This is a genomic window from Nocardia sp. NBC_00508 (assembly GCF_036346875.1).
Classification (GTDB): domain Bacteria; phylum Actinomycetota; class Actinomycetes; order Mycobacteriales; family Mycobacteriaceae; genus Nocardia.
On sequence record NZ_CP107852.1, the window covers coordinates 4964506 to 4985361 of the forward strand.

Sequence of the window (20856 nt, forward strand, 5' to 3'; positions counted from 1 at the left end):
CCGGCTCAGAACCGGTTCCGGTCGGCGTGCCGGGACCGACTGAGACTTGCCGCTGCGATCCGGTGCGGTTGGCGGAGAATGCGGCAACCGACCGAGACCTGACTGCGGGGAACCCGGACTATGGTGCTGTCATGTCGCCCGACAACCTCGTCGTCGCCGCGGTCGATGTCGGCAAGCTGGCGAACGTCGGCTGGTGGCGAATCGCCGGAATCGACGCGAGCGGCGGTCACGATTTGGACGACCTCGTCACCGGTCTTGCGGCCGACCTGGACGAAGGCCGGTCGGTCGCGCTGGGATTCGAAGCGCCCCTGTTCATCCCGAACCCTTCGGCGGTGGGCGGGCTCGGGCGGCAGCGAGTCGGTGAGGCCGGGCGTCCCTGGTGCGCGGGCGCGGGAACCATCGCGCTCGCGTTCGGCGTACAGCAGGCCTCGTACGTGGTGCACAGGCTCGCCGGGATGCTCGACCGCCCGGTACGGGCCGGGGTGGACGCATGGGGTCTGCTCAGCGGCTCGCTCGACTTGCTGATCTGGGAGGCGTTCGTGTCGGCGGGCTCCAAAGATCGCACTGCCATCGATCCGCACATCTCCGATGCGCGAGCAGCCGCCGAGGAGTTCGAACGCCGCGCCGCCACCGGCGGTATCCGGTCGGACATCGCTGACACGCACGTCCTGAATCTCGCCGCGGCCGCTCTTGTCGCTTCCGGGCTGGCCACCGATTCCGCCCTGCTGACCACGCCGTGCGTGGTGGTCAGGTCGCCTCGGCTCTGATCACGGCACTCACCTCTACACCCGGACGTTCTCCTGCGGATTCGTCTTCTCTTTGCGAGCTCGACGAGACTCAGCTGCGATCATCGCTGCGGGCTCGACGAGCGGCTGTGCGGCTCGATGAGGTTCGGGCTCAATGGTTTTCGATGGTGGCGCGCAGATCGCCGAGAATAGTCTCGAACTGGCGGAGCAGTTCGGGCGGGTATCGGGCGAGGACGGCGTCCTGTTGCTGGTTGATCGAGCCGAAGAAGTCCTCGCCGAGTTCCCTGACCTTCGCGTTGCTGCGCAAGGTGACGACGCGCCGGTCGGTGTGCTCGCGGCTGCGCGTGATGTAGCCGGCCCGCTCCAAGCGGTTCAGCAATGCGGTCATCGCTCCCGAGGACAGGGAGATGCGCCTACCGAGGAGGGCGGGCTGTAGTGGCGCACCCGCTTCCTCGGCCGCGGTGATCTCCAGCAGTGCGAAGGCGTCGGTGGAGTGCACGCCGAGGACCTCGGCGAAGCGGCGGCCGAGTTCGGTGAAGCTCGCGCCATAGGCCCGGAGCTCCTCGACCAGTCGTTGCCTTTGTGCCGCAATGTCATTCGCTGATTGCCGTGCCATCGCCGCGCCTCCTGTCCTGACCGGGTTCCGGATTGACAACCTACCGTGTGTCAATATACCTTCACCACAAAGATGCTTTATGATGGAGGTACATTGCCGACTGAAGTTACCGCCCCACCCTTGCGCTCGTGGCTGGGCCTGATCGCCGTCTCGCTCGGCGTGGCCCTGATCGTCGTGGATCTGACAATCGTCAATGTGATCGTCGCCCCGATCATCGCGGACCTGTCCATCACCTCGACCGAGGCGCAATGGATCCAGGAGTCCTACGCCATCGTCTTCGCGGCCCTGCTGCTGCTCACCGGGCGGCTGTCCGATCTGTACGGCGCGCGTCGGCTGTTTCTGCTCGGGCTCGTCGTCTTCGGCGTGACCAGCCTGCTCGCCGCCGCCGCGCCGAATGGCGCGCTGCTCATCGGCGCACGATTCCTTCAGGGCATCGGTGGCGCGATGATCCTGCCCACCTCTTTGGCCCTGGTGAACGCGACCTTCACCGGCCAGGCGCGGGGCCGCGCTTTCGCGGTCTGGGGTTCGACCATCGGCGCGGCGGCAGCAGTCGGCCCACTGCTCGGCGGCTGGCTCGCCGACTTCTCCTGGCGTTGGGCCTTCGGCATCAATATCCCGCTGGTCGTCGTGATCATGGTGTGCGTATCGGTCTACCTGCCCACCGCACCCCGCGTCCGCGGCCGGGTCGACGGCATCGGCGCGGTGCTCTCGGCGCTCGGTTTGGGAATGCTGTCCTTCGCATTGATCGAGGGCCGCTCGCACGGCTGGATCCTGACCACCGAACCGCTCTCGATCACCGGATTCACCTGGTCGAGCGGGCCATCCCCCGTGCTGATCGCCTTCGTTCTCGCGGCCGTGACTCTGCTGACTTTCTGGCGCAGGCAGGACGCCCTCGCGCGAGCCGGTGCGGAACCGCTCATGGATGTGCGGCTCTTCGGCATCGACTCGTTCCGCAACGGCAATATCGTGACGCTGGTCGTCGGCCTCGGCGAATTCGGCATCATCGCCGTACTGCCACTGTGGCTGCAGTTCACCCTGGACTACAGCGCGCTGCAGGCCGGGCTGGCGCTGGTTCCGCTGGCGGTGGGCAGTTTCTTCGCCAGTGGTGCGAGCTTCTCCATGACGGCCTCGGTGTCCGCCCTCGCCCAGGTCCGCATAGGCCTATTCCTCGAAGCCGCCGGGCTGATGCTGCTCGGCTTGTTCGCGGCAATCGACACCACCTGGTGGCCGATCGCCCTCGCCCTCTTCGTGTATGGCATCGGCGTCGGCTTCGCCACCGCGCAGGTCACCAATGTCGTGCTCGCGGACGTACCCGCCGAACGAGCCGGACAGGGCTCGGGATTGCAAAGCGCGGCAAGGGAATTGGGTTCCGCGCTCGGCATCGCGGTGGTCACCACGGTCTTCTTCAGTGCCATGGACTCGGAACTGCGCGACCGGCTCACCGAGGACCGGGATCGCCTCGCCGGGGCCGTGACCGACAGCGCCGGATCGATGATCCCCGCCCTCGCCGCCGACCCCCGTACCGCCGAAGCAGCGACGGCGGCCCGTGAAGCGATGACCTCCGGCGTGGGGTTCGCCGCCTACATCTGCGCGGGTCTGCTCGCCCTGGCCCTCGTCACCACGGTGTTCATGCCCGCCGCCGTGCCCGAGGAGAAGGAACCGGTACCGGACCCATCGTGATCGACAGAGCAGGGAGAAGATTCCCGAACCACGCGGGGCTGTGACAGCGAACGCGGCGAACCAATTTCGGTCATTTGGTTCTGCCGCGTCGCTTCCTGCCTCCTACAGGTTTCTTCGAATTGATGGGGCGGGCTCCAGGTCTCGGAGCTATGGCAACGTGACGATCGGCCGCCGACTCTTCCTCGACGATTTCGGGTACGGCTGCGGTGAGATCGGCCCGCATCGGCTGCAGGCGGCGGTATCGGCCGGTGCGGTCCCATCCGATACTGGTCTTCGACGTGCCTGCGGCGCGCCTGGTTCCATCTGATGTGGTGACTAGCTGTTGCGGGGTGGGACGTTCGTGACGGGTACCGATGACGGCTCGACCGGCGGGCACGTTGACGGGGCATCAGGCGCCAGCCCGCGCAGCGTGAGTTCGACCTGATGCTCGATCGCGCCCGGCTCGGGGATGAGCTGCGCGATACGGATGAGGCCGAGCAACTGGTAGGCGATGTCGTCTGCGGTCACGTCCCCGGCGAGGGTCCGGTCGGTGGCGGATCGCTCGATGGCTTCGCGACCGACGGTTCTCAGATGGGCGAAGCATCGCTCGAGATCCGAATCGGAGGGTGATGCGCCCGCGAGTAGGTCGATCATGGCCTTGTTGGCGCCGAGTTGAGTCAGCGTGCTCGTGAAGAACTCTCGCAGTCCGTCGATCGCCGAAGCCCGATCCGGGAGGTGTGCGACGGCGAGGTCAGCGATGTCGGACCCGGTGATGGCCTGCACGAGGTCTTCCCTGGTGGGGAAGTGACGGTACAGCGTGCCGATTCCGACTCCGGCTGCTGACGCGACCGCACGCATGTCGACGGAAAGGCCATGGTGCCGGAACGCGTCTTCTGCGGCGCTCAGGATGCGTTCCTTGTTCGCCACAGCGTCGCGCCGTTGCTTCCGCCCTTCTGTCATGCCGTCAGCCTAGCAATTCGGAACATGCGTTCCGCCTTGATGTACGCTGTTCCGGAACATAGGTTCCGGAATGGTGGGAGTGTGTCATGAGGACGATCGTGGTCACGGGAGGTACGGACGGGATGGGTGCCGCATTGGCGCGCCACTACCTCGCAGCGGGAGAACGAGTGGTGGTGATCGGACGTAGCCGCGCCAAGTTCGACGCGCTGCTTGCAGACACGGCGAGCCAGTCCCCTTCGGCGCCATCCAGCGCTGAGTTCATCGCGGCCGACCTCTCCCTCGTTGAGGAAAGCCGCCGCGTGGTCGACCAACTGAAGGAGCACCACGAACGCATCGATGCGCTGGTTCTCGCGGCGTCATTCATCCGACAGCGCCGACACCCCACGCCTGAAGGACACGAGGCGTCCTGGTCGCTGTTCTTCCTCAGCAAGTACCTGTTCGTCACGCAACTCGCCGACTTGCTGCGCGCGAGCGACCGGCCGGTCATCGTGAACACCGCTGTCCCGGGTGCCCGCGCGGGCGCCATCGATTTCGACGATCTGGAGATGGTCGACGGGTTCACCTTCAAGCGATCGAACGCTCAGCAGCGCCGAGCCAACGAACTGCTCGGAATCCTCGCCACAGACCAGAACCCCGACCTCGGCTACGTCACCTGGGGACCCACCCGGTTGGTCCGCTCCAGCTTCGCCGGCGAAGTGGGGACGGGCATGAAGGTCGCTGCCGCGGTTCTGGGGTCGTTGGCGGGTCAACGTCCCGACGATGCGATCCAGCCGATCATCAGCATCATCGATACCCCGAAACCGGGTCGAGCCGCCTACCGCGGCACCAGGACACGCCCGCTCACCGTCGGTGCCCACGACGAGGATGACGCTGCACGCCTTGCTTCTGCCGTCGAGGAGGTCCTCTGATGCCTCCTCTTCCGCTTCAGCCGGATCCGGCGATCGACGCTGAGAATGCGTGCGCGAGCCGTTCGAGCCAGCTGTCCGGGTCGAAGTCGATGTCCATGTCGTAGCAGGCCCAGTGGGTGACGGCGAATTCGTCCCAGTCGACTCGCCAGCGGCGGATCGTCTCCGGGCCGAATCCGTGTGCGTGGTCTCCGAGCACCTTACCGAGCAGCCGAGGTGTCAGATGTGTCTGTGGGCATTCGGCGAGGACTACGGCGTCGTAGAGGTCTTTGCCTGCGGCGCAGTTCTTCTCCATCGAGTCGGTGTGCAGCCACAGCAGCTTCCAGGCCAGTGACAGCTCACGGCTTGCGGTGATCGCGGGTGTGGGCGGACCGCCGTCGCCGCGCGGGATGGCCGTCCAGACCGGTGCGTCGGGCAGTGTTTCCTCGGCGGCGAAATCCAGCTGTATCGCACCCGATTCCAGGCTGTCGGTGTACCACGGCACAAGCAGACGCACGCCGGGAGTGTCATATCCGTAGGAGTAGCCCCACTTCGCGTCAGAGTCGGCGCCATCGGCATCGAGTACGACACCGCGGCCCGCATCTGGATCGTCTCGTATCGCCTCGACCAGTTCCAGCGCCACCGAATGCGGGTCATTCCGCATCCACCCCTCCTCGGCCCGAATCCATCGCAGGCCCTCCGGGGGCAGTGCCGGACGGCTGCCGAATGTGGCGAACTCTTCCTCGGTCCACATCCGGTATCGAGCGGCCCCGGCGGCTGCCTCGGGCCACTGTTGCACCCAAGTGATGTCATCGACGTACGGGAAGGGATCGAGCGGGTCGGAAAAGTCGGCTGACAGCGTCGGCACGATCCAATCCAGGTCGGCCGGAGGTCGTGCCCGGTCGCCCACCCACGCTTGCAGCGTCATGCTGCCGCGCAGCACCAGCCCGGCGCCCCACGCCGCACCGGCGACAAGAGCGAGCACATGATCCAGCGCCGCGCGGTGATCCTCGTCCACGATCATGGCGCCACAACAGGTGATTCGGTGATCCACCCCGCATCGAGTCCCGGGTGATCGTCGTACACGACGAACTCCCGCTCCACCTCGATCGCCGAAAACCCCGCGGCCGCCAAATCCGCCAGGAGAGCCTCGAGCCGGCCGCCGGCTTCGGACAGGACGACGTCATGGGCCCGCTGCGTCACGAACCGTTCGTGTCGGCCGTGACTCGCCGAGCGGCGGGCATTGCGTGAGACATGCGCGGCATGAGGTTCGGCGAGAGCTCGCACGCGCAGCACATCCGCCTCACCGCCCAGGACGAGCTTGACATGATGCTCGAAGTAACAGCCCGTCGGTAGCGCGACCACCTGCTCGGTCGTCTGCGGAATCTGTTCGTTGAACGGACTCGCCTCGATCTTGGCGCGAACCAGAGCGAAACCGGCCGCTCTCAGTGCGCGAGCATGATCCTTGACCACCTGATTCGCGTCGGCGAGCATCCCCGAAACAGTGAACGTGAGCATCGGCTGGTCCGGCACGCTTCCACGATCGAGCACGATCCGCGTGTAACGAAGGCCGCGGTCTGCGGCCCACTCCACCAACCGCGATTCGTCGGAAGGCGGGCGCACGGTCAGGTGCACCTCGAAATCCCCGGCGAACTGATGTTCGATCACCATGAATCGAACATAGCCAGACCGTCACGCCTCATCGAGGCAACCGACACCATCATTGGGAAGCTCGTCGGCTGAGAGCCAGTGCGGGCTGCTGATGCGGATGTTCTGCGGTGGACTGCTCGACCCGACACGAAGCGTCCGCTACCCCGGATGGCCGCGCGGCCGAACTTGGGCGACATTTATCGCGAATTCGCTGCTGCGGCACGCGAATTCGATCTTTCGCCGGGTGCGTGTTCGCCCCATCACATCTTGCTGAAGTTGTCCGGTCGGTAGTACTAGCTTAAACGGAGGTTATCACTCCATTTAATGCTTGAAAACGGCCTGGTTCAACGGGGAAGGAGGTCGCGTGATGGTTGCGGTAGGTCTCGGTGGTCCTGGTGCCGGACTCCAGTTCGCGCCGGGTGGGATCGTCGAACGAATTCTTGCGGCCGTGCGCGGTCGCGGTGTGGAGGCGATGGGTCAGCTCGGGCTGATCACGGTGCTCTACCTCGGCTATCGCGCCGGGCGACTGGTCACCGCTGACGACACCGGTCGCGCGATGGCGAACGCGCACGGTGTGCTGGGGTTCGAGGAACGGCTCGGTTTCCTGGGAGAGCGGACGGTCCAGAGTTTGTTCCTGGATCGTGACTTTCTCGCCGTTCCGGCCAACTTCTATTACGCCAGTGCACATTTCACCGCTGCCGTCGCTGTTCTGTTGTGGCTGTGGGTGTTTCGGCCCGAGCACTACCGCTGGACCAGGAACCTCATGGTGGCTATGACCGGGGCGGCGCTGCTGGTGCACATCATGGTCCCGCTCGCTCCGCCGCGAATGCTTCCCGACCGGGGTTTCGTGGACTTGGCCGCGGTGTACGGCCAATCCGTCTACGGCGAGGTCGATTCCGGCGGGCTGTCGAATCAGTTCGCCGCCATGCCGTCGCTGCACGTCGGCTGGGCGCTGCTGCTCGCCTTCGCGATGGTCGCCGCCACCCGCACGCGCTGGCGCTGGATTGCGCTGGCTCACCCGGCGCTGACCCTGCTCGTGGTCGTGGGCACGGCCAACCATTACTGGCTCGATGCAATAGTTGCAGTCTTGTTGCTGACCTTGTCCGCCGCGCTGCATCCTTTCGTGGTTCCTGCTGCGGCCACCGCATGGGGCGTTATGGGTCCTGTTCCGCGGAAGGCGTGCTGAGCAGCAGATAACCGACCCGGTACACGCCGGTGGCGATCGCGTGGAAAGCCGCCCTATCCGCGTACGATCGCCTAGCCGTCCTGTTTGCCAGCCCCGACAAGGAGTTGTCATGGAGCCGATTACCATCCTGAACACCCTGCTGAACCTCGCCGTCCAGGTCTTCTCCTTCCTGGAGGGCTTCACCGGCTGACCGAAGCTAGTGCAGGGCGATCGGCATCGGCGATCCGCACGACATGCGGATCGGTCGATGCCGACGCCTCGACCATCGTGCAAGTGGAGGACGTGCACACCGCGATCACGGGGCCGACCCTCCTCGACCGCAACATTCGGCTAGTGGTGCGCGGCGTTGGCGTTGGCCCACGACTGGACGTCGCCGCGGTCGAGGGCCACGGCCAGAAGGGTGGGGAACTTGTCGGGAGTACAGGCGAAAGCCGGGATGCCGAGGGCGGCAAGGGCAGCGGCGTTCTCGTGATCGAAGGCGGGGGCGCCGTCGTCGGACAAGGCGAGTAGCACGACGATCTGCGCCCCGGACTCCCGCATCGCGTGGACGCGGCGCAGCATCTCGTCGCGGATGCCGCCCTCGTAGAGGTCGGAGATCAGGACGAACAGCGTGTCGGCGGGGCGGGTGATCAGGGACTGGCAGTAGGCAAGGGCGCGGTTGATGTCCGTGCCGCCGCCGAGTTGCGTGCCGAACAGGACCTCCACCGGGTCGTCGAGTTTGTCGGTGAGATCGACGATCTCGGTGTCGAAGACCACCAGGGAGGTACGCAGCGATCGCATGGACGCCAGCACCGCGCCGAACACCGAGGCGTACACGACGCTGGCGGCCATCGAACCGGATTGGTCGATGGCGAGCACCACGTCGCGCCGCACCGCCTGCGCCTTGCGGCCGTAGCCGACCAGGCGTTCCGGCACTACGGTGCGATGCTCCGGCAGGTAGGTGGCGAGGTTCTTGCGAATGGTGCGGTCCCAGTCGATATCTCGTAACCTCGGTCGGCTGACGCGGGCGGCGCGGTTGAGCGCGCCGGAGACCGCGGCGACGGTCTGCGCCGCGATGCGCTGCTCGATCTCGCGCACCACCTTCTCCACCACCATGCGCGCGGTCGCCTTGGTGGTCTCGGGCATCACCCGGTTCAGGCTCAGCAAGGTGCCGACCAGGTGCACGTCCGGCTCCACCGCTTCGAGCAGCTCCGGCTCCAGCAGCAACTGGGTCAGGTTGAGCCGCTGCACGGCGTCGCGCTGCATGATCTCGACGACGGTGGAAGGGAAGTAGCTGCGAATGTCGCCGAGCCAGCGGGCCACGCGCGGCGCCGAGCCTTGCAAGCCGCCCGTGCGCTTTCCTGGCGACGGCTCGTCCGTGTTGTACAGCGCAGACAGCGCCCGGTCCATTGCCGCGTCCGCGCTGGAACCCAGCCCGCCGAGCCCTTCCTCCGCCGCCGCGCCGAGGACCAATCGCCAACGCCTGGCGTGTGTTTCGTCGGTCATCCCGTGTTCCGGCGTCACAACTTCACCCCCAAGATCTCCGCGGCGGTGCGGACCGCGACAGTCGCGCGGTCCGGGTCGATACCCGCGCTGGTCGATGTGGCGGCGACGGACCCGCCGTCGCGCACCGCCCGGCCGATCGCGCGACGCTCGCCTGATTCGAACGCACCGAAGGTGCGGCGCAGCAGGGGCAGCGTCTCGACGAACGTGTCGTCACCGAGGCCGCGCAGCCAGTCGTCGATGAGCCGCAACAACTCTCGATCGTGGACGAGCAGCAGTCCGCGGCCGCCGAGGAACCCGTCGATCCAGGCCGCCTTGGCCGCGGCCGGGTTGCCCACCGACAGGGCCGCGGAGAGCCTGCGCGCGGATTCGGCGTCGTCGATGCGGCCCGCGTCGGCGAGCAGGCGGACGGCGCGTCCCACCAGGGCGCCGTGCACGTCGTCGCGGTCGGCGACGCGGTGCAGGGCGGCCAGCCATTCTCCGGTGGCCCAGCTGTCATCTCTGGTGTGGATGGCGGTGTGCGCCGCGTCGAGCAGCGTGCGCAGCTCGGTGGCGGCATCGGTGTCCAATCCGGTGACCGCGGCGGGCAAGCCCGCGCAGATGCGCACCAGCAGTCCGTCGGCGACGTGGGCCAGCGCCTTGGTGTCGGTGCCGCGCACGTCGCCGTAGCGCAGGGTCCGGATCAGGCCGGGCAGCGCGGTGAGCAAGTGGGTGACGTCGTGGTCGAGTGCGGCGGCGGACTCCAGCCGGGCGATCAGTCCGTCTGTCGCGCCACCGAGATCGGCGAGCAGGGCCACCTCGAGTGCGGCGGTGAGTTCGCCGACGGTGCGGTCGGCGCTGCTGGCGGTGTCGAGGATCTTCGTCTCCGCGGCGGTGCGGATAGTGGTGCCCCAGCGGGACGCCTCGATGATCGAGATGGCGTACTCGGGGTGCCACTCCAGCGTCCAGGTTTCCCGGAAGGTGCCGGTGCTGCGGACGTCGCTTGTGGTGAGCGTGCCCCAGTCGATCTCCAGCACGCGTAGCCGGTGCAACAGGCGCGAGCGCGCGACCTGGCGTTCTTTGCGGAGGTCCAGGTCGATGGTGCGGGCCAGCGGCTCCTGCTTCATGCGCAGCGAACGGATCGTGGCGCGCAGGTCCGCTTCCAGCGGCACGGTCGGGGTGTGCTCCGGCACGGCGCCGAGTGCTTCACCGACGACCAATTCGCTGACCACCAGCCGCAGCATGGTCTCGTCGCCGCCGCACAGCACGGACCGGGTCGCCTCGGTGACCTCCGACAATCCGGCGAGTGGCCGCCCGCGCAGCGCAGCGAGAGTGTCTGCGAGACGGACGGATTCGATGACATGTGCGCTGGAGACGGGCAGATCGTGGGCGCGAAGGACACCGGCGACTCTGGTCAGCCACCGGGCGATCGGCTGCTCGGTCTCGGTGAACAGGTGGTGGTACCAGCCCGGTGAGGTGACCCCGGCGCCGTACCCGGAGGATGTGGACAGCCGCGAGTGCGTCCAGGGCACCCAGGTGAGCCGCGCTTTGGTCTTCGGGAGTCCCTTCAACAGCCGGGCATCGGGCGCGGCCGGGCCGAGCCCGCCCGTCAACGCAGGCGCGTGCCATGCGCCGCACACCACCGCCAGCCGCGTCGCCCCATCCTTCAGCGCCTTGCGCATGGTCTGGCGCATGTACGCCTCGCGCCGCAGGGTGTGCGCGTCGAGGGTGATCGGCTCGTACGGTGGCCGGTGAACGAGGTCGGTCTCGGCAAGCGCCTCCGCGACCGAATCCGGCTCCGTCGCTGCGGCATCCGCCGACTCGTCCGGTGTCGGATTGTCGTGGGCGGGTAGGCCGTGCGTTGATGGATCGCGCGTGGGGTCGTCGTCGGCTCGTTGGGCGGACTCGCGCAGCGCGCCCATCGCCTCGGTGATCGGATCGAACGCGTCGGCGTCGGGCACCGATTCCACGACCGCGTCCCACCAGCGTTCGGCGTCGTCGTAGCCGCCCGCCTCGGCCAGTGCCGCGAGCGGATCGAATCGGTCGCCGGGCTCGTCGTCGACCGCGAGCGTGATGGTGGCGGGCAGGTCGCAGAATCGGACGGGCACATCGTTGTCCACGGCGTACCGCAGCGCCTGCCATTCGGGGGAGAACACTGCGTACGGCCAGAACGCGGCTTTGGCCGGGGTGTCGGGGACATAGGCCAGGAGGGCCACCGGAGGGGTCATCCCGTCGGCCGCAACGTACCCCACCAGCGGATCGGCATCGGCGGGCCCCTCGATGAGAATCACGTCGGGACGAAACGCCTCCAGGGCCAGGCGCAGCGAACGCGCCGACCCTGGGCCGTGGTGCCGGATACCGAAAACCTTGGTCACCGGCGGGGATTCGGGTCTCACCCGGTGACCTCACGGCAGGCGCGGTAGAAGTCCGACCAGTCCGGCCGCTCGCGGACCACGGCCTCCAGGTACTCCGTCCACACCACCGTGTCGGCCACCGGGTCCTTGATCACCGAGCCGAGCACCGCGCCCGCGATATCGGAGGCGCGTAGTACGCCGTCGCCGAAATGCGCCGACAGCGCGATGCCGTTGGTGATCACCGAGATCGCCTCGGCGGTGGACAGCGTCCCCGACGGCGATTTGAGTTTGGTCCGGCCGTCGGCCGTACTGCCGGAACGCAGCTCGCGGAAGACCCGCACCACCCGCCGCACCTCCTCGGCCGCGGCGGGCACGGTGGGCAGTTCCAGGGCGGAGCCGAGCTGCTCGACTCGCCTGCTGACGATGGCGACCTCCTCGTCCTCGCTCGCGGGCAGCGGCAGCACCACCGTGTTGAATCGGCGGCGCAGCGCGGAGGACAGTTCGTTCACGCCGCGATCGCGGTCGTTGGCGGTGGCGATGACGTTGAAGCCCTTGGCGGCCTGCACCTCCGTGCCGAGTTCGGGCACCGGCAGCGTCTTCTCCGACAGGATGGTGATCAGCGCGTCCTGCACGTCCGAGGGGATGCGGGTGAGTTCCTCGATCCGGGCGATGGCGCCGGCGCGCATGGCGGTCAGCACCGGCGAGGGCACCAGCGCACCCTCGCTCGGTCCTTCGGCGAGCAGCCGCGCGTAGTTCCAGCCGTACCGGATCGCCTCCTCGGCCGTGCCCGAGGTGCCCTGCACCAACAGCGTCGACGAACCGCTGATCGCAGCCGAAAGATGTTCCGAGACCCAGGTTTTGGCGGTGCCGGGAACGCCGAGCAACAGCAGCGCCCGGTCGGTGGCCAGCGTCGCGACGGCCACTTCCACGAGCCTGCGTGGGCCGACGTACTTCGGAGTGATCACGGTTCCGTCGTCGAGGGTGCCGCCGAGCAGGTAGGTGACCACCGCCCAGGGCGACAGCCGCCAGGACGGCGGGCGGGGCCGGTCGTCGGCGGCGGCGAGGGCGCGCAGCTCGTCGGCGTACGCCTGTTCGGCGTGCGGGCGCAGCAGGTCCGGGTTCGGTTCGGTGGTGGTCACTGCAACTCCTCGAGCATCATCGAGCGGTGGTTGAGGTCGTGGGCGAGCTGGTCGAAGGCCCGCTCCCAGGCGGGATCGTCGCATCGGCGGGCCACCGACGACAGCGTGGCCGCCGCCGGGACGGGAAGGTGGACGGCGGCGGATGCGAGCAGCGACCGGTGCGCGTTCGGGGAGACGCCGTGCGCGTCCGGGCGACGCGCCGCCGCCCGCGCCCGTTCGAACAGCAGCAGGACCACATGCTGGGCCAGCGCTTCCGGCCACGGATGCCCCATCGCGGGCAGCAGCGCCTCGATCTCGGACAGCCAGGAACCGTCCAATCGCCCGAGGTGCGCCGTGCGGTCCGGCAGCGGCAGCAGCGCGAACAGCTCCCGTCTGCGCAGCATGGCCAGGTCGGTCGGCACGCCCGCCTCGAAGAGCGCTCGTGCCCATGCCGAATCCCGTTGGGCCAGTGCGGCATCCACCCAGCCGTCGAAGACCGGCTGCCGGAACCGGTCCTCGATGGTGGCCCGCACCGCCTGCTCGGGTGAGCCGAGCAGATCCGTCCAGTGGGGCAGCGGCGTCGCCGCGACCATCTGCCGCAGCCAGGCCGCGGGCACGTCGGGCGTGCCGTTCCAGCGGTAGGCGAATTCGACAGTTCGGTCGGTGATCCCGTCGCGCTGGGTGGCGGCGTCGAGCGTATCAGCCAGCGCGATAACCAGATTTGTGTGCAGCAGCCGGTGCTCGACGCGGACCCACGCGCTCGCCCGGGCGCGCATGCGCTGTGCGAACGCCGATTCCGGCAGCAGTGCGAGCAGTCCGGCCGCGGTGCGGCGCACGTCCGCGCGCCGGTCGTCCAGCGCCGTCTCCAGCAGTGGTTCATCCGCCGGATCGAGTCCGTCGGCGAGCACGGCGAGCAGTTCGGTCTTGATCGGACCGGATTCTTTCGGCCACGCCGCCGCGAGCTGTGCCCTGGCCGCGTCCGGGTCGTCGCGCCGGAGCCGTGCGAGCCAGTCGCGCCGCTCAGGCGGCTGCCCGAACTGCCAGATATCCGCGGAAGCGGTGGGCTGCCGCACCAGAGCGCGCCATTCCGGATGCTGCGCCGCCAGCCAGCTGCCGCGCGCGCCCGCCAAGCGCAGCAGCGGTTCGCGCAGGGAGGCGTTGATCTTCGCGTGCTCGAGCAGTTGCTCGCACAGCGCGTCCGGGGCCCGATAGTCCTGCGGAGCCGCCGCGTCGAACCACTCGGGGAGGAAAGCCGAGCGCTCCCGCAACATCCGCGCCAGACGCGCCGCCGCCGGGCGCGGCAGCAGCCGCCGGGCGTCGTCGGCCGCGGGCTCGGGTGCGGTCGCGGTGGCGGGCGCGACCCCGCCGCGGGTGAAGAGGTCCTGGAGAGCGGCGGATTCGAGAAGCCGAAAGGCTGGGTCGGCGGATAACCGTTCCACCGCTCGCGCTATCGAAGGCGCCAGCGCGGCGCGATCCGGTGTCCGGCGCGCGGTGCCCAGCAGGGCTGCGGAGGTCAGATCCGCGCTCGTGGATTGCCCGGCGGGAGATCGCGGCACGTCGTGTCCGAGCAGGTCGGCGCGCGCCAGGTCGATCACCTCCGCTGTGGCGAACACCGAAATCGGTGCCAGCCCGTCGGCGTTCCACTCGCCGAGCACCGTCACGGGATGTCCACCGGAGACGGCGAGCAGCGTCCACGGGTCCTCGGTGGCTCGGATCGGCAGCGCTGTGCCATCGGATTCGGTGACATACCAGCGCTGGTCGGTCCGCGCGGGCACCACGTCGACCAGCAGCATCGGCCAGGACCGCAGCCATGGATCGGCGCCGAGCGCCGCGGCGTGATCGGCCAGCGCGGCAGCGATCGTGGCGGGCCGATCGGCGGCGGGCAGCGTGGTGAAGAATTCGGCGGGGCCGTGCCGTTCGCCCCAGAGCGCCCGCAGCGGCGCGGCGCCCGGATAGAAATGCACCTCGGCGTCGGCCAGTTGCCCGAGTGCGGGAAGGTCGGCGGGGAAGCTCGGGGAACCGAAGGAATGGTCGACGATCAACGCCCAGCGCCTGGTCGCGCGCCCGTACAGCCAGGTGCGCCGGGTGTAGAGGCGCTCCTCCTCGGTGATCCGGAGGCCGAACACCATCCATCGGTCCCGCACGGGCGGTTCGGTGCGCACCGCCTCGGCCGGGTTCGGGTAGCCGATGTGGGTGCGAATGCTGGCCCGCAGCGCGGGCGGCGCCGCGTCGAGCTGCCGGTGCGCGGCGACCAGCAGGTGCATCCGCGCGTACTCGCGCAGCACGACGTCGGGCCAGTCGGTCCTGGTGGCTGTGATAGCCGGCAGCTGGCGCAGGGCCGAGGCGAGGCCGGGGGCTTGCGCGTCGACCATTCTGGCGGCGATGCCCTCGAACGCGCGGAACGAGCGGTCGCTCTGCGCGAGCCCGGTGCGGACCTGATCACCGAGCCAGACGTCGAGTTCCTCCAGCCCAGCGGTCACGCGCACGCCGCGCTGCTCGGCAGTCGCCGGGTTAGGGGTGCGGGACCGGCCCGCGGAGGTGGAACGCGCCGCGCGGCCGCCGATCCAGGACGCCGCGTAGTCCGCGACCTGCGCGACGGCCGGAACCTCACCCGCGGCCCAGCACAGCAACAGCGACAGCGCGTGTTTGCACGGGAACTTGCGACTCGGGCAGGAGCATCGATACGCGGGCCCCGACAGATCGACGATCGTCTGATATGGGGTGGCGCCGCTGCCCTGGCAACGCCCCCAGAGCGCGTCACCGTGCTGCCCGCTCTCGCGCCAGCGGCCCACCAGCTTGCGTGCCGCCGACAGCGAGCTCGCGTCCGGCGCCAGCGCCGCGACCTGGTCTTCGGTCCACGGCGTCGTCATCGGACGGCTCCAGCTCGGTGGTGGCTCATCGCCTTCCTTCATTACTCGGTTGACCGGATTTCTACCGCAGCGCACCGACAGGTGCCGCGAGCGGTGCCACGTCGCGCGGAACCGCTTGTCTCGGTGCCGCATTCGCCGGCAGGACAAATGTTGCGCCGGATGATGTGCTCTGGCATCCTGTCCTGTTCGGCTCGACCGAGCCACCCGGACGGGTGAAGACACCATCGAGCTGCCCGCCGGGGTTGGCGCGAGGGGTGGACATCGAGGCACGGCGCAGGCGTTTCGATGACCATATCCATCCCCGCGGGCAGATTCGCACCGCATGGTGGGCGATTCGGGCGCGATCGGGTAGCGTTTCGCACAGCTTCGACAAGGCGCCGCGCACGGGGTCGGAGGACGTGTGGCGGCTCGATGGTGGAGGGGTTTTCGCATGCGCATGGATCCCGATGCCGTCCAGGCCGGCGGTCCTTCCGATGCGCCGCCCCGGCTATCGGATGTGGTGACCAGGCGTCTCGCCGAGGACCCCGCGGTGACCCCTTCGGTCACGCGCAGCGTGCTGCGCGCCCTCGGGCCAGCCGAATTCGATGACGCGGCAAAGGCATTCGAGCACTCCGGAATCTTCTTGAACGCGATTCGCGTGCGCGGCTTCCGCGGTATCGGGCCGGAGACGACGCTGCAGCTGCCGCCCGGTCCCGGTCTCACCCTCGTGGTCGGCCGCAACGGCAGCGGCAAATCCAGTTTCGCCGAGGCCGCCGAATTGGCTCTGACCGGCGGGAACCGTCGCTGGGACGGTCGTTCGGCGGCCTGGCGGGAAGGGTGGCGCAACCTGCACGACGGAGCGGCGGCCCGCATCGAACTGGAGCTGCTCACGGCGGGCGACGCGCCGCAGCTGACCATCGCCAAAGAATGGGCCGCCGACGCTGACCTGTCCGACGCGCAGTGGACCCAGCGGTATGCACCCGGCCCGCCAACGGAATTCCACACCGATCGGTGGGCGGCACAGCTCGAGCTCTACCGCCCGTTCCTGTCCTACAGCGAACTCGGCGCGCTGGTCGACGGCAAGCCGAGCGACCTGTTCGACGCGCTGCACCAGCTGCTCGGGCTGGACGAGCTCACCCTGGCGCAGGAACGGATCCGGATGCGGCGCTTGGAGCTGGAACGTGCCGTCCGGGATTCGCGTCAGGAACGATTGGAACTGCTCGAGCTGCTCGCCTCGGTCGCCGACGACCGGGCGGTGCGGGTGGCCGGTCTGCTGCGTCCGGCTCAGCCGGATCTCGCCGCCATCGGCCGAGAGGTGCTCGGTTCGGTGGACGACCCCGCCGGACGGGACGGCCTGCGGGCGATCGTGCGGCTCGCGTTGCCCGCCGACGCGGAAGTGCAGGCAGTGGCGACCCGTCTGGAGACCTGGGGCTCGGCCCTCGCCAAAGGCGCCACCGCCGACGCCGAGGCCGATCTGCGCGTGCTCGAGCTGCTGCGCAAGGCGCGGGAGCACCAGGCGGCGAGCGGGACCTGTCCGTGCCCGGTGTGCGGCCGCGGCGCGCTCGACGAGAACTGGGCGCGCGACACCGACTCCGCCATAGAGCGTCTCGCCGCCCGTGTCGACGCGCTCACCACCGCGCGAATCGAGTTCGGCAACGCCGTGCGGGCCGCGCGGTCTCTCCCGGAACTCGTCCCGGCCGAATTGGATTTCGATCCGCGCAATCCGCCGTCCGTGGATACCGCGGCGGTGCGCGAGGCCTGGGCCGACTGGGCCGCACTGACCACCACCGACTACACCCCGGCCTTGCCCGGCCGGTTGCGCAGCGCGCACGCCCGGTTGGTCGACGAGCTCGACCTGCTGCAACAGGGCACCCGCAAGGAACTCGACCGCTTGGACGAGGTGTGGACGCCGCTGGTCCCGCGGATCGCGAACTGGTTGGAGGGCGCGCGCGAGGTCGCCGCATACGCGCCCGAACTGCGCACGGTGAAGAAAGCCGAGGACTGGCTGAAGTCGGCGACCGCGGGCCTGCGCGGCGAGCGCATGACGCCGCTGGAGACCACGGCCCGCTGGGTGTGGCGCACGCTGCGGCAGCAGAGCAATGTCGAGCTGGGCGCGATCCGTCTGCAAGGCAACGCGGGCACTGCGCGTCGCGTGCTGCTCGACGTGACGGTGGACGAGGTGGACGGCGCGGCCCTGGGCGTGATGAGCCAGGGCGAGCTGCACGCGCTCGGGCTTTCGCTGTTCTTGCCGCGGGCCACGGTGGAGGAGAGCCCGTTTCGTTTCGTCATGATCGACGACCCGGTGCAGGCGATGGACCCGGCCAAGGTGGACGGTCTGGCCCAGGTGCTCGCGACGGTCGCGTGGAGTCGTCAGGTGGTGGTCTTCACCCACGACGAGCGCCTCGCGGAGGCGGTGCGGCGGATGCAGCTCGACGCGACCGTACTCGAGGTGCAGCGGCGCGATCGTTCGGTGGTCGAGGTGCGGGTCTCCAGCGACCCGATCCGCCGCTACCTCGACGACGCCCGCGCGCTGGTACGCACCCCGCAGCTGCCCGCGGCGATCGCCGACGAACTGGTGGCCACGTGCTGCCGTTCCGCGGTGGAGGCGGCCAGCCTGGCCAGGGCCAGGCGCACCTTGCTCGCCGCGGGTATGAACCATCGCGAGGTGGAACGCCACATCGACGGCGCGCACTCCACCAGGGCGAAGGTGGCGTTGGCGGTATTCGGCGTCGGCAGCAAGGTGGACGATCTGAACAAGAATCTCATCGCGCGGGAAGGACGGTGGGTGGTGGACGCACTGCGCGACGCCACGGCGGGCGCGCACGTGCCGATCGGGCGGGACATGCGCGAGCTGATCGGTGAGACCGAGAAGTTCGTCGCGTGGCTGGCCCGGTGAGGCCCGTGCCGGAGCCGAGCGCGAGCGAGGTGCGGGCATGAGCGGGCGGCGTCGCCCGGCGGGCGCACGCCGTGGCCACGCGGGCGGCGGGCGCGCGTCCCGGCACGGGCAGCGCGGCCCGAAGAACGGCGCGCGTCGCACGCGCGGGAATCATCCTTCGGTGGCCGAGCGGCTGGAGACGGTGGATCTGCTGCTCGCCGGATCGGTGACCGACGCGGGCGGGTTGTGGTCGCGTGCGACGGCGTGGATTCTGCGGATCGCTCTCGAGCAGGCCGTCGACGAACTGTGGTTGCGGCTGGCGCCCGCACTGATCCGCTGCCCGATGCGGGCGCAGCTGATCGCGCTGCGCGCCTTCGCCGGACCGGACGCGGCGGCGCGGGTTGCGGTGCTGTGGGCGGCGCTGTCGCGCGCCGCGCACCACCACGACTACGAACTGGCGCCGAGCGTCACCGACCTGCGGCGCTGGCGTGAACAGACCCTCGCGCTCGCCGCGGAGCTGGCAGCCGTCGAGGCACACCGGGACTAGTCGGCTCGGCCCGCACTGGTCTCGCTCTCGGCCACTGCCGCGGCGTGGACGGTCGTACCCCAGCCGACGTGCGCTTCGGCGCGCATGCGGTCGATCATGTGCGGGTAGTGCAGCTCGAAGGCGGGACGCTCGGACCGGATGCGCGGCAGCTCGTAGAAGTTGTGCCGCGGCGGCGGGCAGGTGGTGGCCCACTCCAGCGAGTTGCCGTAACCCCACGGGTCGTCCACGGTGACGACCTCGCCATAGCGGTAGCTCTTGAAGACGTTCCACAGGAACGGCAGCAGCGACGCGCCCAAGACGAACGCGCCGATCGAGGAGACCGTGTTCAGCAGCGTGAAGTCGTCTGTCGGCAGGTAGTCGGCGTAGCGGCGCGGCATGCCCTCGGCGCCCAGCCAGTGCTGCACCAGGAAAGTGGTGTGGAAGCCCACCAACGTGGTCCAGAAGTGCCACTTGGCCAAGCGCTCGTCCATCATGCGCCCGGTCATCTTCGGGAACCAGAAATAGATACCGGCGAAGGTGGCGAACACGATGGTGCCGAAGAGCACGTAGTGGAAGTGCGCCACGACGAAGTACGAGTCGGTGACGTGGAAGTCCAGCGGCGGGCTGGCCAGGATGACGCCGGACAGACCACCGAAGAGGAACGTCACCAGGAAGCCGATGGAGAACAGCATCGGCGACTCGAAGGTCAGCTGACCGCGCCACATGGTGCCGATCCAGTTGAAGAACTTCACACCGGTCGGCACCGCGATCAGGAAAGTCATGAACGAGAAGAACGGCAGCAGCACCGCGCCGGTGGCGTACATGTGGTGCGCCCACACCGCGATCGACAACATCCCGATGGCCAGGGTGGCATACACCAAGGTCGTGTAACCGAAGATCGGCTTGCGGCTGAATACCGGGAAGATCTCCGAGACGATGCCGAAGAACGGCAGCGCGATGATGTACACCTCGGGGTGACCGAAGAACCAGAACAGGTGCTGCCACAACAGCACCCCGCCGGTTGCCGGGTCGTAGATGTGGCCACCGAGGCGCCGGTCGAAGGCCACCGCCATCAGCGCCGCGGTCAGCAGCGGGAAGGCCAGCAGCACCAGAATGGCGGTGACGGCGATGTTCCAGGTGAAGATCGGCATCCGGAACATGGTCATGCCAGGAGCGCGCAGGCAGATCACGGTGGTCAGCATGTTGACCGCACCCAGAATCGTGCCCAGACCGGAGACGGCCAGGCCCATGATCCACAGATCCGCCCCCACGCCCGGCGAATGCACTATGTCCGTCAGCGGCGAATACGCCGTCCAGCCGAAATCCGCCGCGCCGCCCGGGGTGGTGAACCCGGCGGTGGCCATGCTGGCGCCGAACAGATACAACCAGTAGCTGAACGCGTTCAGCCGTGGGAAGGCGACGTCGGGCGCGCCGATCTGCAGCGGCAGGATGACGTTGGCGAAGCCGAACACGATCGGCGTGGCATAGAACAGCAGCATGATCGTGCCGTGCATGGTGAACAGCTGGTTGAACTGCTCGGTGGAGAGAAACTGCAATCCGGGCCGCGCCAGCTCACCGCGCATCAACAGCGCCATCAGGCCGCCGATCAGGAAGAAGGCCATCGACGTGGTCAGGTACATGATGCCGAGCACCTTGGGGTCGGTGGTCGTCACCATCTTCCAGATATAGGAGCCCTTCGGGCCCAGCCGTGCCGGATAGGGACGCACCGCCTCCACTGGAGGCGCTGATCGGGGCTTTACATCAGTCAACGATCCTCCTGAAACGCATCTCAGACCCAGGACCAATCCGACGGCTCATATGAAGCAAATCACAGTTCCGTTCGCGGTACTCCGCACCCCGGCGAAAAAGGACCAACAAAATTGCTATCTCACCGGGACCGGCGGTAGTCGCCGGGTTGAGCAACCGAACAGAACTCTGAAACCGCCCGAAACGGGGCGCGGTCCTGCGCTTG

At 68.5% G+C, this 20856-nt stretch carries 15 protein-coding genes; 6 read left to right on the plus strand and 9 right to left on the minus strand.

Annotation, left to right across the window (positions count from 1 at the left end):
- Positions 1-131 precede the first annotated feature (131 nt).
- Positions 132-767 carry a hypothetical protein gene (locus OHA40_RS22065; protein WP_330228789.1) on the plus strand — a complete coding sequence of 212 codons (636 nt, stop codon included), beginning with the start codon at positions 132-134 and terminating at the stop codon, positions 765-767.
- Positions 768-897: 130 nt separating this feature from the next.
- Here OHA40_RS22065 and OHA40_RS22070 read toward each other — a convergent pair whose 3' ends face one another.
- Positions 898-1362: a MarR family winged helix-turn-helix transcriptional regulator gene (locus OHA40_RS22070; protein ID WP_330228790.1), complete on the minus strand. Its 465-nt coding sequence runs from the start codon at positions 1360-1362 to the stop codon at positions 898-900.
- Positions 1363-1455: 93 nt separating this feature from the next.
- Between OHA40_RS22070 and OHA40_RS22075 the strand changes: the two genes are divergently transcribed.
- On the plus strand, positions 1456-3042 hold the full coding sequence (locus tag OHA40_RS22075; protein WP_330228791.1) for a DHA2 family efflux MFS transporter permease subunit: 1587 nt from the start codon (positions 1456-1458) through the stop codon (positions 3040-3042).
- Between the two features lie 315 nt (positions 3043-3357).
- Here the strand turns inward: OHA40_RS22075 and OHA40_RS22080 are convergent, their stop codons facing one another.
- Complete coding sequence (locus tag OHA40_RS22080) at positions 3358-3981, minus strand: TetR/AcrR family transcriptional regulator (RefSeq protein ID WP_330228792.1); 624 nt, start codon at positions 3979-3981, stop codon at positions 3358-3360.
- 86 nt (positions 3982-4067) lie between these two features.
- Between OHA40_RS22080 and OHA40_RS22085 the strand changes: the two genes are divergently transcribed.
- A complete protein-coding gene (locus OHA40_RS22085) occupies positions 4068-4889 on the plus strand; it encodes an SDR family NAD(P)-dependent oxidoreductase (protein ID WP_330228793.1) in 822 nt (273 codons plus the stop codon).
- Positions 4890-4905: 16 nt separating this feature from the next.
- On the opposite strand, the gene OHA40_RS22090 is transcribed toward OHA40_RS22085, so the two are convergent.
- The gene (locus tag OHA40_RS22090; RefSeq protein WP_330228794.1) at positions 4906-5889 is read right to left on the minus strand and encodes a nucleotidyl transferase AbiEii/AbiGii toxin family protein; all 984 of its coding nucleotides are present in this window, start codon (positions 5887-5889) and stop codon (positions 4906-4908) included.
- Positions 5886-6536: a hypothetical protein gene (locus OHA40_RS22095; protein ID WP_330228795.1), complete on the minus strand. Its 651-nt coding sequence runs from the start codon at positions 6534-6536 to the stop codon at positions 5886-5888. Before OHA40_RS22095 ends, OHA40_RS22090 begins: the two co-directional genes overlap by 4 nt.
- Before the next feature lie 346 nt (positions 6537-6882).
- Between OHA40_RS22095 and OHA40_RS22100 the strand changes: the two genes are divergently transcribed.
- Complete coding sequence (locus tag OHA40_RS22100) at positions 6883-7701, plus strand: phosphatase PAP2 family protein (RefSeq protein WP_330234319.1); 819 nt, start codon at positions 6883-6885, stop codon at positions 7699-7701.
- A 330-nt stretch (positions 7702-8031) separates the two neighbouring features.
- Here OHA40_RS22100 and OHA40_RS22105 read toward each other — a convergent pair whose 3' ends face one another.
- Genes OHA40_RS22105 through OHA40_RS22120 form a run of 4 tightly spaced genes read right to left on the minus strand, consistent with a single transcriptional unit; the run spans position 8032 to position 15504 of the window.
- The gene (locus OHA40_RS22105; RefSeq protein WP_330228796.1) at positions 8032-9186 is read right to left on the minus strand and encodes a VWA domain-containing protein; all 1155 of its coding nucleotides are present in this window, start codon (positions 9184-9186) and stop codon (positions 8032-8034) included.
- Positions 9187-9200: 14 nt separating this feature from the next.
- Complete coding sequence (locus OHA40_RS22110) at positions 9201-11558, minus strand: DUF5682 family protein (RefSeq protein ID WP_330228797.1); 2358 nt, start codon at positions 11556-11558, stop codon at positions 9201-9203.
- Positions 11555-12655, minus strand: a complete 1101-nt coding sequence (locus OHA40_RS22115; protein WP_330228798.1) for an ATP-binding protein — start codon at positions 12653-12655, stop codon at positions 11555-11557. Before OHA40_RS22115 ends, OHA40_RS22110 begins: the two co-directional genes overlap by 4 nt.
- On the minus strand, positions 12652-15504 hold the full coding sequence (locus OHA40_RS22120) for an SWIM zinc finger family protein (protein WP_330228799.1): 2853 nt from the start codon (positions 15502-15504) through the stop codon (positions 12652-12654). Before OHA40_RS22120 ends, OHA40_RS22115 begins: the two co-directional genes overlap by 4 nt.
- Positions 15505-15934: 430 nt before the next feature.
- On the opposite strand from OHA40_RS22120, the gene OHA40_RS22125 reads away from it, so the two are divergent.
- Positions 15935-18379 carry an AAA family ATPase gene (locus OHA40_RS22125; RefSeq protein WP_330228800.1) on the plus strand — a complete coding sequence of 815 codons (2445 nt, stop codon included), beginning with the start codon at positions 15935-15937 and terminating at the stop codon, positions 18377-18379.
- Positions 18380-18416: 37 nt separating this feature from the next.
- The gene (locus OHA40_RS22130; RefSeq protein ID WP_330228801.1) at positions 18417-18905 is read left to right on the plus strand and encodes a hypothetical protein; all 489 of its coding nucleotides are present in this window, start codon (positions 18417-18419) and stop codon (positions 18903-18905) included.
- On the opposite strand, the gene ctaD is transcribed toward OHA40_RS22130, so the two are convergent.
- Positions 18902-20653 carry an aa3-type cytochrome oxidase subunit I gene (gene ctaD / locus OHA40_RS22135; RefSeq protein WP_330228802.1) on the minus strand — a complete coding sequence of 584 codons (1752 nt, stop codon included), beginning with the start codon at positions 20651-20653 and terminating at the stop codon, positions 18902-18904. The genes OHA40_RS22130 and ctaD overlap by 4 nt on opposite strands.
- Positions 20654-20856: the final 203 nt, after the last annotated feature.